The organism is Enterocloster aldenensis (assembly GCF_003434055.1).
GTDB lineage: Bacteria > Bacillota > Clostridia > Lachnospirales > Lachnospiraceae > Enterocloster > Enterocloster aldenensis.
In genome coordinates, this window is sequence record NZ_QVEX01000007.1 from 248,041 (window position 1) to 264,259 (window position 16,219).

The window sequence follows — 16,219 nt, forward strand, 5'->3', positions numbered from 1 at the left end:
TTAGAAAAATCAAAATGCCTAAGATATCACTTCCGTAGTGTATCTTAGGCATCGTTTTTATCCGTATCCGTTTGGTCTGGCAAGACTTCCATAATATCCTCTAACTTACATTTGAATATCTGGCATAAAGCATCAATGGTATTAGTCGAAACTGATTCATCACGCATTAAACGCTCAATTGTCTTGTTATCAAGGTTATATGGTTCACATTTATTTCGTAAAAAATAGGTGCTGACTTGTTTTGATTTCATTAACTCTCTAAATGGCTGAAAGGATATCATATGGAAAAGCCCCTCTTGACTTTTTTTTGATTATCTCATACAATTATGGCATATCGATATGAGGAATATTCCTCATATAAACAAATAGTTTTCAGAGAGGACGCAAGATGAAAAAATCTAAGTATGAAAGGTACGATTTAGACAAAGTTTATTTTATGAACGAATACAATAAAACCGTTACATATGGGAATACAAATGCTGGCATTAGTGGAGTAAAAGAACAATTACAAGGTTTGGAATTAGAGAAGAACCGCTATTTTGAAAATGTAGCCAGTATTGTAAATCCAGAGCGAAAAAACGAAGAATCAAAATATCGCCAGTATGAAAAATGGGCAAAGATAGAGAAGAAATATAAATATGCCGAGATATTTCTTATAGCTGTTTGTGTAGCCGAGATGCTTACTTTTAAATATCTCCCGATAGGGTTCCGTACTTCATTATTTGTCGGTCTGCTTGAGGTGATGGTAGCATTTCTAACTGTATTTGTTGTACCAATATTTTTTATCATTACTAAAATTATTAAACATGGTTATGGTATACGTTACAAACGCTATATAGAATTAGTTTCAAATAAGCTAAATAACTTAGGAAATGGTTTTATTAGAACGTCCATTGATTATTATGACGCGATTGATAATTTGTATTTGCTGTCCCTTGATACAACGCATAGAGAGCTGGTGCTTCTCCGCAGACAGCAGGAAGTACACAATCAGGATATGTTGCGACTGGAAACAGAACGGCAGAAAGCCGAAAAAGAGCGTCTTGAAGAACAGCGCAGAGCCAGAGAAGCTGCGGAAAGACTGCTTTCAATTGAAATAGAACGTGAAAAAAGAATGGGGAGGTGGTAGCGCCATATTTTTTAATAATCACAAGAAAATCTTGCCAAATAAAAGGAGTTATAAAAACATGAAAAATACTTATAGTTCTTTCCTTATTCTTGTGCTTTTAACCGTATTATTAGTTGGTTGTGGTGGCAAAAGTACATACAAAAAACAAGAGCGAGCAATTACCAACGAAACCAATCAAACGATTGAAACTACAGAAGCTATAAAAGCCACTGAAAATATCGAAAATGTTGCACACACACCGGATATAACCACGCTTAAAGAATCAGGTGTAGAACTCAAGCACACATATATTACTCGGTTTGAGGAAGTGAACCTTGTCACATATCCTGCGTTTTCTTTTGACTATCCTGATGGCTGGACAGTTACAAGTGAGGAAGTTACACCATATTCAGAACAAGTAGTATTGACGAACAGCAGAGGTGTCAGCATAACTTATTGGCATTTTGGTAAAATGCGTGATTTGACTGGTGCGATACGTAATATCAGAGGTGTCGATGTAACACGAGTGGCAGACGCAAGCTTTATTCCTAATTACGTACAGGCAACAGACTACTCTGATTTAGGCAAGTTTATGGTTGCCAAGTTAAAAATCACCAGTGAGTGCGATATGCTTAGTGGCGGCGAATCTATTGATATCGAAAACGGACCTGTGCGGTATGCCCTTTTACCGGAAAGTGAGGTGGGTGAACAATACGAATCTATGATTGTTGGATTGCCTACGTTTTCGTTTTGGTATGCTGGTCATATCTCTTTAATTGCAGATTCTCCAAATGGGAAATTTACAGAACAGGAAGAAAAAGAGGTGATAGCTATTATAGCCAGTTTTAGTGATGGGTATGCTTCAGATGAAGATACAAGTGTGTCGCCTGAATCCTCTAAATCTTCTGGCTCCAACACCGCGGCATCGATTGATGAACTTTGGTCAATGTTGAAAGGAGAATGGAAGTTTGAAGAATATATATATAGGGGAGAAAACGCGAAGTTGACTGACCATACGTTAACGTTGCGATATGTTGATAATGTTCCTTGCTTGAGTAGAGAATATCATGGTGATAATAGTTATACTAAGAATGTGTTCTTTTACGATTTAGCCTCCATTGATGAATTTGATTATGATGTATATACCTATAAAAGAGGCAGTTACGGAGGCGAGGGCTCTAACTGGAGTGATGACGTGCGGCTTGTCTGGTATAATTTTGATTTGAGTAACATTTCAGGTGGAGAACTTTTAATAAGTTATAATATAGCCTTTGATAATGGATTTATCGATAATCACAGATTCAGATACAGTAAAGCAGATAACAAGTAGTAATCAAGGGATATTCCAAAATAGTGAATTGGAATATCCCTTGTTCTATTGTGGGGGGTATGGGTAATTCTGCTTGCGCCTGTAAATCCCCACTCTACGAGTGCCTACGGTAAAGGGATTGACAGGCTATTTCCAATATATCTACATCACTTTTTCCCTATGATTTATACACCATTTACTACACCATTTGCCTATAAAAATACACCATTTTTCAATAAATTACGATAACTTTGCTTATAAGACTGATTTGAGCTTTTCGGCATGAAATATAGTACTTTTGGTATTCCTGCCCTCTACTTTTCCTCACACACCTGGAAAATATAGAATTTCAGATAATAACTCTCATCTGCTGCCCAAAGGATTGGGTGGTCGCTGGCCTGGGTCCGGTATTCCACCTGACGCAGCCGTTTATGGACGTTTCCCGCGGCTTCCCGGATGGTCTTTGTAAACAGTTCCGGGTCCATGAAATGGGAGCAGGAGCAGGTGGCCAGGTAGCCGCCGTCCTTTACCAGCTTCATGCCGCGGAGGTTGATTTCACGGTATCCCTTTACCGCGTTCTTAATGGAATTTCTGGACTTTGTGAATGCAGGGGGATCCAGGATTACCACATCGAACTTCTGGCCTTCCTGTTCCAGCTTGGGCAGCAGGTCGAACACATCCGCACATTCAAAATGCACCCTGTCCCCAATCCCGTTGAGCCGTGCGTTCTCACTGGCCTGGTCCACGGCCAGCTGGGAAGCGTCCACGCCGAGTACTTCCTTAGAACCGGCCAGTCCGGCGTTCAGCGCAAAGGAACCCGTGTGGGTGAAGCAGTCCAATACCCTGTCCGGCAGGATGCGCCTGCACAGGTTCTGCACGGCCAGACGGTTATACTTCTGGTCCAGGAAGAAACCTGTCTTCTGGCCGTCCTCCACATCCACCATGTAGCGGACGCCGTTTTCCGCAATCTCCACCTTGGTGTCAAATGGTTCGCCGATAAATCCTTTGTACCGCTCCATGCCTTCCTGGAGCCGTACCTTGGCATCACTTCTTTCATATACGCCGCGGATGGTTATGCCGTCCTCGGACAGGACCTTCCTGAGCATGTCCACTATCACGGGTTTCAGCCTGTCAATACCCAGCGCCAGTGATTCCACAACCAGCACATCGGAGAATTTATCAATGACAATGCCGGGAAGGAAGTCGGCTTCGCCAAATATGACCCGGCAGCTGGATGTGTCCACGGTGGCTTTCCTGTATTCCCATGCATTCCTTACCCGCATTTCAATAAAGGCATCGTCTATGACCGTGCCCTTTTTCCTGGACAGCATACGCACCGTCAGCTTGGAGTTGGTATTAATGAAACCCTGTCCAAGGAAGAAACCGTCAAAGTCTTCCACGGACACAAGTTCCCCGTTCTGGAATTCCCCTGTAATGGCATCAATCTCATTGTCGTAAATCCACGCCCCGCCAGCCTTTAACGTGCGTCCCTGGCCTTTTTTGATGCGGACCGTGGCTGTTATTGTATATAGATTCTTAGATTCCATGAAATACTCCTGTCATAAATGAATTTTACACGTTTACCATCATATCATAACATGGAAGAAAATTCATCCGGATTTTTCATCTGGCCTTGCTTGAACTTGCTTTGACAATTTTTCGTCTGAACTTCCCCTGACATTACTGTCTGGTATTACCTGGCGCTGAAAATGCTCCGGCATTACTGTCTGTCATCCTCCGGTACCCGTCTGATAGATATATGTCAGGCATAAGGGTCAATCTCCAGGACCCCAATCCCCTGGGTGATGATCTGTTCCGTCAGCCTGGCCATCTGCATGGGCGTTTCCTTAAGCCCTGTCTGCAGCCAGTACTGGACAATGCCCACGCAGCCGGACACGATAAAGGAAAAGAATGCGTCGAAAGCAGCCGCGTTGCCGGAGCGGAATACTTCCATCCAGTCCTTCAGGCATTTTTCACGGATCAGCTGCTTCAGCCGGTTCACAAAGTTCAAATCGCCGTTTTCACCCAGCAGGATTTCTATCAGGTCGGCATTTTCATATACAAGGGTGTAGATTTCATTGAAAATCACGGCTGGCCTCTGCTTCAGATCCACGGCATCGTGCTTTAATACCAGCTGGTTAAATTCGTCCTGAAGTTCGGTTTCGGTCTTTTCCAGAAGGTCGAACACATCCTTGTAATGAAGATAAAAAGTGCCCCGGTTCAAATCAGCCATGTCCGTCAGTTCCCGGACCGTTATATCCTGGACCTTCTTTTCCTTTAATAATGAAATGAGACATTCACGCAGCTGTCTTCTGGTTTTCCGGACCCTTCGGTCCATGGATTCTGTACTCATGATTTTATCCTCCTTTGGTGTACAGGGATAGGGAGCACTTGGCTCCCTGGAGTTTACATATTTTTAACAAATTTTTCCTGGACAAAAAATGAAATAGTGTTTATTAATGGTCAAAAACCTTGAAATTAATCATTGTATTTTTGCCATAACTTAGTATAATCCATTATAGTCAATTAATAAACAAATGTCAATTAATAAAATGGAAGTTGCTTATTGGAACAAAAGACGTATAATAGATTTATATAGATACATACGGATTTTGCCAGATTCTAGCTTGTTCAGATTCCGGATTGAGGGAGGAATGACAGGATGTACTACAATAAATATGTTGGAAAATGCTTTTTGCTTCTGCTGTCGGTCACGGTACTCGCAATATATCCTGGGTTGGGAGCGGTTTGTGCCGAGGCAGAGGAACGTGTATCCGCAGGCCAGGGCATATCCGCGGGCCAGGGCATATCTGCAGGCCAGGGCAAATCCGCGGGCCAGGGCATATCTGCAGGCCAGGACACATCCGCGGGCCAGAGCACATCCGCAGCCCAGCCCAATCTGCCCTATTCCATGGTTCCCGGATGGAACCAATCAGGGGAAGACTGGTACTGGATGGATGCCGACCACACATTACAGAAAGGATGGCTGCAGACAGACGGACGGACCTACTACCTGGATGAAAACGGGGCAATGGTCCGGGGATGGCGGGAAGTGGACGGGGAATGGTACTACTTCCATGAGGACGGAGGCATGAACCTGGGGGAGCTGGTCCTGGACAACGGGGTTTATGGATTCTCTAAGGGCGGGGCCCTGGAATCTGCGCAGTGGGTGGAGAATTCGGGCGGCGGAGCATATGATGCAGGTTGTTATGACGAGGAAACCCAGTCGCTTTTTGACGACCTGAATGAGGAGAAAAGGGAACGTTATTTTGACGAACATCCTTACAGGGAAGAGGAATACGACGGGGATATGCACCGGGTGTATGACCGCTATGCGGGCTTTAAGATGGATATGAACCTGAACAAGGCAGCGGACCACCGGCTTCACGCGGCCATGGCAGGCGGTTATATGGATGACAGGATACCTGGCGAGGGAACGGTAAATGATTATCTGGCCACGGTTCCCTACCGCAAGAACGCCACGTGCCTGGAGCTTTATATTAGGAACTGTAAGGACGGGGCGGAGGCATTTTCCAAGGTGATGGCAAAGACAGGGGACCGGTATGACGGGAAGGGCGACAGGAAATACGCCCTGGAGTATTACCGCAGCCTGGGCATGGCACACGCGGAAAAGGACGGGGCACATTATTTCATGATAATACTGATGCGGTGATGTAAGGAGCATGGAACATGGGACAGAGACTGTTTGACAGGATTAAGAACAGATTACACAGGGTAAAGGGACAGGAGGCAGCCGGGACAGTATCGCCGGCAGCCCGTCTGGCCGGTTTCATCATACATAAAAAGGGATGGATTGAAAGCGTATTTGTGGCCGGGTGCATTTTCTCCCTCATAGCCATGCTTTTTGTGAACGTGAATTATGATTTGACGGAGTATCTCCCGGCAACCGCCCAGTCCTGCATCGGGCTGGACCAGATGGAGGCGGAGTTCGGATATCCCGGCACGGCGCGGCTGATGATTAAGGATGTAAGCCTGTACGAGGCAAAGCAGTATAAGGATAAGCTGGAGGCCGTGGACGGTGTGGACCAGATCCTGTGGTGTGACAGCACGGTTAATGTCTATGCGGGAGAGGACTTCATCAACCAGAAGGATATCGAGGATTACTATAAGGATGGATGCGCTGTCATGGATATAACCTTTGATGAAGGGGATACGGCCAAGAAGACTTCGCAGGCCATTGATGAGATGAAGGCCATCACCGGCGGCAAGGGATATTATGTGGGCATGGCGGTCCAGAATAAGTCCCTGACGGAAAATGTGGAAAGCGAGATGAACCTGATCCTCACGGTGGCGGTCATCATGATTTTCGCAGTGCTGTGCCTTACCACATCGGCCTGGTCGGAGCCTTTCCTGTTCCTTTTGGTCATGGGCGTGGCTATCCTTCTCAACCGGGGCACCAATATTTTCATAGGCACCGTGTCATTCCTGACCAATAACGTGGCAATGGTGCTGCAGCTGGCAACGTCCATGGACTACTCCATTTTCCTGCTGGATGCATTTTCCAGGGAAAGGCAGAAAGGGCTGCCGGAAGAAACAGCCATGGTCAATGCCATCGAGGCTGCCATTAATTCCATTTTTGCCAGCAGCCTGACAACTGTGGTGGGCTTCCTGGCCCTGGTGTCCATGAAGTTTACCATTGGATTTGACATGGGCCTGGTATTGGCAAAGGGAATTATTTTCAGCCTGATTACCGTGGTATTCTTCATGCCGGCCATGATACTTAAGTTTACGCAGTGGAATGACAGGACCAGGCACCGCCCCTTCCTTCCAAGCTTCCGCAAGTTCAGCGAATGGGTGTACCGCATGCGGTATGCCGCCCTTATCATCATGGTGCTCCTTACGCCTCCGGCATACGTGGCCCAGGGAATGAATGATTTCCTGTATGGCAACAGCGCGGTTGGCGCCAGCGAAGGGACGCAGGTGTACGCGGATGATCAGGAAATATCCCGGATGTTTGGTCGGAGCAACATGCTCCTGGCCCTGTACCCCAACACATCGCCGGTGCTGGAAAAGGAAATGTCCGATGAAATCGAGGATCTGCCTTATGTAAAGAGCGTGATGTCCATGGCTAATACACTGCCCCAGGGAATACCGGAGGAATTCCTGCCCTATTCCATCACAAGCGAACTTCATACCGGGAATTCGTGCAGGATGCTGGTGTACATAAGGACAAAGACAGAAAGCGACCAGGCGTTCAGGTGCACCCGGGAAATCGAGGATATCATAAAGCGCTATTATCCGGAAGATTCCTATCTGGTGGGTGAGACGCCCTCAACACAGGATATCAAGACCACCATTACCTCGGATAATTCAAGGGTAAATATGCTGTCGCTGTTGGGCGTGTTCCTGGTCGTCATGTTCAGCTTCCGTTCATTTATCATACCGGTGGTAGTCATGATACCCATTGAGGTTGCTATTTTCCTGAATATGGCAATGCCGTATCTTCAGGGGGACACCATGGTGTTTATGGGATATATCATAGTCAGCAGCATACAGCTGGGAGCCACGGTGGATTATTCCATCCTGCTGACCAACAACTATGTGTCTGCCCGCAAGAGCCTTCCCAAGAAGGAGGCGTGTATTGAAGCCCTGATGCTGTCCTGCCCGTCCATATTTACATCGGGCACCATCATCATCCTGGCCGGATATATCATACATTTTATATCCACCACGGCTGCAATCGGGGATTTGGGCCATTTAATCGGACGGGGCGGTCTGTTCAGCGTGATTCTGGTGCTGACCGTCCTGCCGGCCCTGCTAGTGCTCTTTGACCGTATCATTACCAGCAATGAGTGGGACCGTCTGCAGAAGCATTTGAAGAAACGGCATGAGAAGCGCAAGGCCCTGTTAAAGGCAGGACTGGGAACCATTGCCAATAGGATGTCCATGGGGAACAGAAGTAAGAATATACCAGCGGAGGTGGATAGTGATGAGGTATAGATATAAAAGAATCATGACAGCAGGCCTGGCCGCGGTCCTGCTTTGCACCAATGCAGGCGGAGCCGTGCCGGCATATGGCGCGGAGGCGGCTGTGGATGTGGATGAGACCATGTATATTAACCTGGACTATTACGGAAGGCCGGATAAGATTAATGTGGTAAAAGGCTTAAACCTTAATGGCAGGACGGAATTTACGGACTACGGCACCTATCTGGACGTAACCAATATGTCCAACCAGACAGTCCCTGATTTGGGGGACGGGACCGTGACCTGGAATTTCCCGCAGGCCCAGAAGGAGCGTTTCTATTACAAATGCGCCCTTGATAAAAGCCAGATAACCCTGCCATGGGATTTTGATGTGTCCTATAAGCTGAACGGCGTCCCCACGGACGGCGATAAGCTGGCGGGAGCGTCCGGCCTGGTGGAGATTAACATTAAGGCGGAGCCCAATGACAATGCAGGGGAATATTACCGCAACAACATGATGCTCATGGTAGCTGTGCCCGTGGACATGGGGAAATGCTACAGTGTGGAAGCAGAAGGCTCCCAGACCCAGAATCTGGGGGAGACAACCGCCGTTGTGTTCACGGCCCTGCCCGGTGAGGATGGGGACTACACGGTGCGTATCGGCACGGACAGTTTTGAGACCACCGGGGTCATCATGGCAATGATGCCGGGCACGGTGGAGGACTTGGAGCATATCAAGGATTTAAAGGAAGCAAAGGATACATGGCAGGATGCCGGGGATGAGCTTTATGACAGCCTGGAACAGATGGCCAGGTCTGTGGAAGACATGCGCCAGGGCGTGGGCCAGGTGCGCACAGGCCTGGACTCAGCAGAAATCGCAAGGCAGAAATGGAGCAATTCCAAGGACAGCATCCTGGCGGGGAATGACCAGACCCTGGCTTCCCTGACCTCTGTGTCACAGCAGCTGGAAACCATGATACCCCATCTTCAGACAGCCAAGGAATCTGCGGAAGTAATCCACAAGAGCATGGGCGATATCGTAAATACCATGGGGGAGATGCAGGACCCATTAAGGAAGCTGCACACCCGGCTGAATAACATCAAGAGCAGTGCGGAAGGGATTTCCGGAAATATCCCGGAACTCATGGACCTGATGCAGCAGATTATTGCCCTTGATGCCCAGCTGCAGGCAAGTGAACAGGTTTATGTAACAGGAATTGCAACCGCTGGTTCAGGAATCAGCCTTCTGGATGAGGAAGAACTGGAGGAACAGGCAAACCGCTCCCATGGGAACAAGGCTGGGAGCAGCGGATCTGGCCAGACTGCTTCAGGTGGGGCGGATACCGGCAGCGCAGACAGCGCCAATGACAAGGGCAATCAAGGCAGCCAGGGCTCAAATGGGGCCGGGAATACAGACAATAAGACCGACCATGGGAACAGCCAGGGAAGCGCAGGAACAGACGGGAAGGATAACCAGGGAAGCGGAAGTACGGACGGGAAAGATAACCAGGGAAGTGGAAGCACAGACGGAAAAGACAACCAGGGAAGCGGAAGCACAGATGGAAAAGACAACCAGGGAAGCGGAAGCACAGACGGAAAAGACAACCAGGGAAGCGGAAGTGCGGACGGGAATACCAGCCAGGGAAGCGGAAGTGCGGGCGGAAAAGACAATCAGGGAAGCGGAAGCACAGACGGGAAAGACAACCAGGGAAGCGGAAGCACAGACGGGAAAGATAACCAGGGAAGCGGAAGTGCGGGCGGCAATGCCAACCAGGGAAACGGAAGTGCGGATGGGAATACCAGCCAGGTAAGTGGAAGTGCGGATAGCAATGCCAGCCAGGGAAGCGGAAGTGCGGACGGCAATGCCAGCCAGGGCAGCAGCGTTACGGCAAAAGCCAGCCAGGGCGGCAGCGTTACGGCAAAAGCCAATCAGGGCGGCAGTGTAACCGCAAAAGCCAGCCAGGGCGTCAGTCTTACAGCAACCGTCAGTGCAGCTGCCGGTGCGGACTCCGGTTCCATTGCAAGAGCAGGGCTTTCCGGCACATCAAAGCCAGGAAGACCGGCGTCCATTGAAAGGCACAATGTACCTCTTGTAAGCGCCCCAGAGGTCCCGGTGGATATGCAGACGCTGATGGAACTGTTGGCAGGCAGACAGTCCATGCTGATGGATATATCCAAGAAGAGCAGTGATTTATCCAGCCTCATGTCCAACCTTATGGACGACACTTCAGACTCCGCCAAATACAGTGCGGAAATCGTGGATAACCTGGATATCCTCATTGAGGACCTGACCGCGCTCCATGATTCGCTGGACACCTATTATCCGGATTTACAGGATGCCCTGGACGATTCCAAAGAACTGGTGGCCAGGACAACGGAAGCACTCAACAACGGCATCAGCACCATGACCATTGTCCAGAACACCTTAAAGGACAGCAGCGATGACTTTGACGCGGCTGCACGTGAAAGCCTGCGGGGCAGCATGGAGCTTTTAGACAAGAGTCTGAGCATATTTGACAGTACCACTGCCATGCGCCAGGCCGGACGCACCATGAAGGACACCATTGACAATGAGCTGGATAAATTTGACACGGATAACCGGTTCCTGTTCATGGACCCGTCTGCGGAAAAGGTTTCATTTACATCAGATAAGAACAGACCGCCAAAGACGCTGCAGATAGTCCTGCGGACCGATGAAATCAGCGTGGATGACGATGATGCCAAGACAGTGGACGCAGAGGTGGCAAAGGCAAAAGAAAGCCCGCTGCGCAGGATGTGGAATGTGCTGGTCCAGATGTGGAAGGCAATGGTAAGCATTTTCAAAAACAGGTAGCAGGCACAGGGGATTTCTAGTATAATGGTATCCAAAGGGGGTAGGGGATACCGTGGATGAGAGGAATAAACAGGAAAAAACCAGATATAAGCTGGCAGCCTCCATGAAGGAATGCATGAAGTCGGCTCCCGTGGATAAGATTACGGTCAAGGAGATTGTGGAGGGCTGCGGCGTTACCCGGCAGACATTCTACCGGAATTTCCTGGATAAATACGACCTGATAAACTGGTATTTTGATAAGCTGGTGCTTCAATCCTTTGAACAGATAGGAATGGGACACACGGTGGGGGAAAGCCTGACCCAGAAGTTTGAATTTATAGTCAATGAAAAGGTGTTCTTCACGGAAGCGTTCCGCTCGGATGACCGGAACTCCCTGAAGGAGCATGACTTTGAACTGATCCTTCAGTTTTATACGGACCTTCTGGCAAGGAAGGACAGCCGGGCGCTGGACCAGGAGCTGCATTTCCTTTTGGAAATGTACTGCCAGGGTTCGGTCTACATGACGGTTAAATGGGTCCTGGGAGGCATGAAGGATTCCCCCCAGGCCATGTCCGCCAAACTGGTGGATGCCATGCCGCCCAAGCTGGCCAATGTGTTTGAACGTTTAAAACTGCTGTGATTTTGGTGCGTGCCGGAATCATGGAAAAAGCGTAAACCGGTCAATGAAGCATACTGGTAATAGTACACAATAAAAATAGTAAAGCTGCACAAAAACAGAGAAAAAGTGACAGACAGAGATGTTTGTCACTTTTATTTTCATGCCGCCGTTGTTATAATATTAACAAAGGAAACAAGCCATTGCGGCGGAAACTTCCGGACGCATTTTATAAGAAAAGGAGAGGTAAATCATGGCAAACAGAATCGTATTAAATGAGACATCCTATCATGGCGCAGGCGCAATCGCGGAGATTGCCAATGAGGCAAAGGCAAGGGGATTCAAGAAAGCATTTGTGTGTTCCGACCCGGACCTGATTAAGTTCAACGTGACCGGCAAGGTGACAAAAGTGCTGGAGGACGCTGGTCTTGCATATGAGATTTATTCCAACATTAAACCCAATCCAACCATTGAGAATGTACAGACAGGTGTTGCTGCATTTAAGGCATCCGGAGCAGACTATATCATTGCCATCGGCGGCGGTTCTTCCATGGATACATCCAAGGCCATCGGCGTCATCATTACCAACCCTGAATTCGAGGATGTGAGAAGCCTGGAGGGCGTTGCACCTACCAAGAACCCATGTGTCCCGATTATCGCAGTTCCAACCACAGCCGGAACCGCGGCAGAGGTTACCATCAACTATGTAATCACGGATGTTGAGAAAAAGCGCAAATTTGTATGTGTGGACACACACGATATCCCTGTTGTTGCAGTGGTGGACCCGGAAATGATGTCCTCCATGCCAAAGGGCCTGACCGCGGCAACCGGAATGGATGCCCTGACCCACGCAATCGAAGGCTACACCACCAAGGGCGCATGGGAAATGACGGATATGTTCAACTTAAAGGCAATCGAGGTCATTGCCCGCAGCCTGCGCGACGCGGTAGAGAACAAGCCGGAGGGCAGGGAAGGCATGGCCCTTGGGCAGTACCTTACCGGCATGGGATTTTCCAACTGCGGCCTGGGAATCGTCCATTCCATGGCCCACGGACTGGGCGCCCTTTATGATACGCCTCATGGCGTTGCCAATGCAATCATCCTTCCCACTGTCATGGAGTACAATGCGCCGTGTACAGGGACCAAGTTCAGGGACATTGCCATTGCAATGGGCGTTACTGGCGTGGAGGACATGAGCCAGGATGAGTACCGCAAGGCAGCTGTGGACGCGGTGAAGAAACTGTCCGCAGATGTTGGCATTCCTGCTGACTTAAAGGAAATCCTTAAGCCGGAGGACGTGGACTTCCTGTCCCAGTCAGCCATGGACGACGCATGCCGTCCTGGCAATCCAAAAGACCCGACCCTGGAGGACATCAAGAACCTGTATCTGTCACTGATCTAATACCTGGACAGGGAACAAGGGTCTGAAGGTTCCGTATCAGGACAGGCATCAGGATAGCAGATAAAACAAGATAATGATAAAGCGGATATATCGCCGGAGGGTATCATATCACAGGGCGCTGTATCCGCTTTATTTTGGAATCCATGATTTGGGGATCTGCCTGCCTAAAACAGACAGATATTATATATATCAATGAAAAATGTACATGGCAACTTCTCCGGCCATGTGATACAATCTATAAAACAATCTAAATATCTGGAGGCAAATATGGAATTTAAAATCACGGTCCTAAACAAAAATAATGAGATAAAGGCGTCCATGGAGGGGGCTTCACAGGCGGTCCTGGCCTGGAAAGGTGAGTATGAGGAAGGGGACAGGATTGAGTTTGGCCTGCCTGGGAAGAACCGCTTTTATATTGTGCGTGTAGACGATACAATGGACGAGTCCTTTATCTATGCAACCGAGGATGTATTGACCTATGACATACCATTTGCAGAAAAAAAGACGTCCTATAATCCAAAATCCTTTACAGGGGAACGCCATTACCTGACCATCCGGTATGCTGCTGACTATGAGATCAAATCTTACAAAAACCTGGCAAAGAATGTGATGGACCAGCACGGGGAGCATGGATATTATCCCCATGCCTATGCCAATGTGGAGACCAGGGGGGAAGCCGTATTCGCTGCCCGCAACGCCATTGACGGTGTGACAGCTAACCTGTCCCATGGAAAATGGCCTTATGAGTCATGGGGAATCAACCAGCAGGATGATGCACAGATGACACTGGACTTTGGCCGCCCGGTGGACATTGATAAGATCGTACTTTATACAAGGGCGGATTTCCCTCATGATAACTGGTGGGAAAGCGTCACATTCACATTCTCTGACGGGACAGAAGAGACGGTCAGCTTGGAAAAGAGCGTGGAGCCGCATGTGATTCCTATGAAACGGCAGGGGATTACCTGGCTTAGCTTTGGTAAGCTCATAAAGGCGGATGATCCGTCACCGTTTCCGGCGCTGACTCAGATTGAGGTGTACGGGGTGGAGATGCAGATGCGCGGTTGACGGATGGGGCGGTGGGCTGTGTCCGCGGAGCGGCAGCTTCTAAGGCCCTGACAAGCAAAAAGACGGGGAATCGGTGCTGTTCGCTGAGAAATCCTGAAGGACTTTCTCAGCTCAGGGCACCTTGGATTCCTGCTTTGATGCAGGAATCCCCCGTCTTTTTGCTTGCCAGAACCTAGTGCTCCATCCGGCCATCTGCCCTAAGGAATCCACCATAGGTACCCCTTAGGGCAAAGCCCGCCCCACTTCGCGGCATATTTGGACCAAATTCGGTCAATGTAGCCCGCTGCGTCTCCCTCATCGGAATCAAATCTCCCGCAAAGTGGAACGCACAGCTGACGGGAAGCAATTTTCAAACACACCCTAAGAAGCTGCTCCCTCCTGCACGGATGCATTCCATCCGGGGCCGCCCGGAGGAACCCGCCCGTCCCCGGTCCGCCAGCCCCCGTCCCCGGCCGGCCAGCCCCCGGTACAAGGCCTGTCCTGGCCCGCTCCACAGACTGGGAATTCTGGACGTGATATGTGTCGTTTACGTATCCGGGTAGGAAAAATGGGGTTCTGGCGCCGGTTTTTTGTGGTGGTAGTGGCTTTGGCTGCGGTTTTTTTGTGGTTGTGGGGGCGGGGGAAAAATTAGGTGATGGCATTGGTTTTGCCATTCTTTAAGTTCTGGCTGGGTTTGGTATGGCAGGCTTCAGATATCGCCGTCTAACCAGGCCTGGTCTGGGGCCAGGTCTTTTGCGAATATCCGTCCTTTGTCCCTGTCGTATTTGGCCTGATGGTATTTGAACAGCATACGGCCGTCCGGCAGGGGGCCTAGTATTTCGATTTTTCCTGACACATGGGACATGGCGTAACGGATGCATTTGCCCTGGCCGTTCTGCAGATGTTTGGCGCCTTCCACGATTTCGTATCCCTGCTTCAGGGGAAGCTGGAACTGGTTCTTGACCCCGGATACAGGGCGGCACTGGAATATGTAGTAGGGAATGACCCCGGATTGTGTCAGGTCTTTTAACAAAGATTCCAGTGTCTTAATACTGTCATTTACCCCTTTTAGGAGGACGGTCTGGTTTTTGACAACAATACCTGAATCCAGCAGGGCCTTCACGGCTTTTCTGGCTTCATCGGTCAATTCATTTGGATGGTTAAACTGGGTAACCACATAGATCTGCTTTTTCTGCGTATAGGTTTTAAGAAGGGCCAGAAGTTCAGGGTCATCATAGATTCTCATGGGAAGGACCACTGGGATGCGGGTTCCGAACCGTATCAGGTCCAGGTGGGGAATGGAACTGAATTGTTCCAGGTACCGTTTGATTACCTGATTGCTGTTTAGGAATGCATCGCCTCCGGAAATGAGTATGTTGCTGATTTCGCTGTGCTGGCTTACATAGGCAGCCATTTCTTCTATATTATCGGCAGTTTCATCATCGGAGATACCCACCAGCCGCTTGCGGAAGCAATGCCTGCAGTACATTGCGCATCGGTGGGTGGAAAGTATGAGCGCTGTCTGGCCGTATTTGTGCTGTAAGCCGGATATGACTGTGTTGTTTGCTTCCCCGCTGGTATCAAAATCCCCGCTTAAATCCGTTTCCTCAATGGACGGTATGCACATCCTGAATACCGGGTCGCAGAATGGATTGTCCCAGTCAATCAGGGAAAGGTAATACCGTGTGACGGTCATGGGGAACTGGCTGAGTATTTTGTCGAGATGTTCAATCTGGGAATCCGTCAGATTCATGTACTCCCTCAGTCCGCTGGCTTTTGTAATATTGGTTCTCACTTCTTCTTTCCAATTCATGTAATCATCCCCTTCATTATTTAGTTCACATAAAATTATAACAGACGGAGAAACACGGACCTATGAATAAAATATAAACAAAGTATAAACTTTTATAAAAAAGTATAAAGTAGCCCGCATGGTAGTTCCATTGATGGCAATAAAAAGCGCCCCACACAGCCTGGATGGCTGCATGCGGCACTTA

At 48.8% G+C, this 16,219-nt stretch carries 13 protein-coding genes; 8 read left to right on the forward strand and 5 right to left on the reverse strand.

Annotation, left to right across the window (positions count from 1 at the left end; translation table 11 throughout):
- Positions 1–44: 44 nt before the first annotated feature.
- On the reverse strand, positions 45–281 hold the full coding sequence (locus DWX59_RS16285) for a helix-turn-helix domain-containing protein (RefSeq protein WP_117560257.1): 237 nt from the start codon (positions 279–281) through the stop codon (positions 45–47).
- Positions 282–388: 107 nt separating this feature from the next.
- Between DWX59_RS16285 and DWX59_RS16290 the strand changes: the two genes are divergently transcribed.
- Both DWX59_RS16290 and DWX59_RS16295 read left to right on the forward strand, forming a co-directional pair.
- Entirely contained in the window at positions 389–1,129 is a 741-nt protein-coding gene (locus tag DWX59_RS16290) for a hypothetical protein (RefSeq protein WP_117560258.1), read from the forward strand.
- Complete coding sequence (locus tag DWX59_RS16295; protein WP_147325825.1) at positions 1,104–2,438, forward strand: hypothetical protein; 1,335 nt, start codon at positions 1,104–1,106, stop codon at positions 2,436–2,438. The genes DWX59_RS16290 and DWX59_RS16295 overlap by 26 nt, the downstream gene beginning before the upstream one ends.
- Before the next feature lie 293 nt (positions 2,439–2,731).
- Here the strand turns inward: DWX59_RS16295 and DWX59_RS16300 are convergent, their stop codons facing one another.
- Positions 2,732–3,964, reverse strand: a complete 1,233-nt coding sequence (locus DWX59_RS16300) for a class I SAM-dependent rRNA methyltransferase (protein ID WP_117560260.1) — start codon at positions 3,962–3,964, stop codon at positions 2,732–2,734.
- A 215-nt stretch (positions 3,965–4,179) separates the two neighbouring features.
- A complete protein-coding gene (locus DWX59_RS16305; protein WP_117560261.1) occupies positions 4,180–4,770 on the reverse strand; it encodes a TetR/AcrR family transcriptional regulator in 591 nt (196 codons plus the stop codon).
- A gap of 309 nt (positions 4,771–5,079) precedes the next feature.
- On the opposite strand from DWX59_RS16305, the gene DWX59_RS16310 reads away from it, so the two are divergent.
- The 6 genes from DWX59_RS16310 (at position 5,080) to DWX59_RS16335 (ending at position 14,243) form a co-directional block, all read left to right on the forward strand.
- Complete coding sequence (locus tag DWX59_RS16310) at positions 5,080–6,090, forward strand: hypothetical protein (RefSeq protein WP_235845082.1); 1,011 nt, start codon at positions 5,080–5,082, stop codon at positions 6,088–6,090.
- A 17-nt stretch (positions 6,091–6,107) separates the two neighbouring features.
- Positions 6,108–8,378: an efflux RND transporter permease subunit gene (locus tag DWX59_RS16315; protein ID WP_117560262.1), complete on the forward strand. Its 2,271-nt coding sequence runs from the start codon at positions 6,108–6,110 to the stop codon at positions 8,376–8,378.
- Positions 8,368–11,178 carry a dermokine domain-containing protein gene (locus DWX59_RS16320; protein WP_117560263.1) on the forward strand — a complete coding sequence of 937 codons (2,811 nt, stop codon included), beginning with the start codon at positions 8,368–8,370 and terminating at the stop codon, positions 11,176–11,178. The genes DWX59_RS16315 and DWX59_RS16320 overlap by 11 nt, the downstream gene beginning before the upstream one ends.
- Positions 11,179–11,281: 103 nt before the next feature.
- Entirely contained in the window at positions 11,282–11,797 is a 516-nt protein-coding gene (locus DWX59_RS16325) for a TetR/AcrR family transcriptional regulator C-terminal domain-containing protein (RefSeq protein WP_177316466.1), read from the forward strand.
- Between the two features lie 229 nt (positions 11,798–12,026).
- Positions 12,027–13,175: a lactaldehyde reductase gene (gene fucO, locus DWX59_RS16330; protein WP_117560265.1), complete on the forward strand. Its 1,149-nt coding sequence runs from the start codon at positions 12,027–12,029 to the stop codon at positions 13,173–13,175.
- Between the two features lie 267 nt (positions 13,176–13,442).
- Positions 13,443–14,243, forward strand: coding sequence for a DUF7402 domain-containing protein (locus tag DWX59_RS16335; RefSeq protein ID WP_117560266.1), 801 nt, complete (start codon positions 13,443–13,445; stop codon positions 14,241–14,243).
- 197 nt (positions 14,244–14,440) lie between these two features.
- Here DWX59_RS16335 and DWX59_RS30025 read toward each other — a convergent pair whose 3' ends face one another.
- Positions 14,441–14,896, reverse strand: coding sequence for a DUF6783 domain-containing protein (locus tag DWX59_RS30025; protein ID WP_353626640.1), 456 nt, complete (start codon positions 14,894–14,896; stop codon positions 14,441–14,443).
- 35 nt (positions 14,897–14,931) lie between these two features.
- Positions 14,932–16,035, reverse strand: coding sequence for a KamA family radical SAM protein (locus DWX59_RS16340; protein ID WP_117560267.1), 1,104 nt, complete (start codon positions 16,033–16,035; stop codon positions 14,932–14,934).
- Positions 16,036–16,219 lie beyond the last annotated feature (184 nt).

What these genes read in the sequence shown, in the direction of transcription:
- DWX59_RS16285 (WP_117560257.1), bottom strand. Translation starts at nt 281, where the DNA reads ATGATATCCTTTCAGCCATTTAGAGAGTTAATGAAATCAAAACAAGTC.
- DWX59_RS16290 (WP_117560258.1), top strand. Translation starts at nt 389, where the DNA reads ATGAAAAAATCTAAGTATGAAAGGTACGATTTAGACAAAGTTTATTTT.
- DWX59_RS16300 (WP_117560260.1), bottom strand. Translation starts at nt 3,964, where the DNA reads ATGGAATCTAAGAATCTATATACAATAACAGCCACGGTCCGCATCAAA.
- DWX59_RS16305 (WP_117560261.1), bottom strand. Translation starts at nt 4,770, where the DNA reads ATGAGTACAGAATCCATGGACCGAAGGGTCCGGAAAACCAGAAGACAG.
- DWX59_RS16310 (WP_235845082.1), top strand. Translation starts at nt 5,080, where the DNA reads ATGTACTACAATAAATATGTTGGAAAATGCTTTTTGCTTCTGCTGTCG.
- DWX59_RS16315 (WP_117560262.1), top strand. Translation starts at nt 6,108, where the DNA reads ATGGGACAGAGACTGTTTGACAGGATTAAGAACAGATTACACAGGGTA.
- DWX59_RS16320 (WP_117560263.1), top strand. Translation starts at nt 8,368, where the DNA reads ATGAGGTATAGATATAAAAGAATCATGACAGCAGGCCTGGCCGCGGTC.
- DWX59_RS16325 (WP_177316466.1), top strand. Translation starts at nt 11,282, where the DNA reads ATGAAGGAATGCATGAAGTCGGCTCCCGTGGATAAGATTACGGTCAAG.
- fucO (WP_117560265.1), top strand. Translation starts at nt 12,027, where the DNA reads ATGGCAAACAGAATCGTATTAAATGAGACATCCTATCATGGCGCAGGC.
- DWX59_RS16335 (WP_117560266.1), top strand. Translation starts at nt 13,443, where the DNA reads ATGGAATTTAAAATCACGGTCCTAAACAAAAATAATGAGATAAAGGCG.
- DWX59_RS30025 (WP_353626640.1), bottom strand. Translation starts at nt 14,896, where the DNA reads ATGGCAAAACCAATGCCATCACCTAATTTTTCCCCCGCCCCCACAACC.
- DWX59_RS16340 (WP_117560267.1), bottom strand. Translation starts at nt 16,035, where the DNA reads ATGAATTGGAAAGAAGAAGTGAGAACCAATATTACAAAAGCCAGCGGA.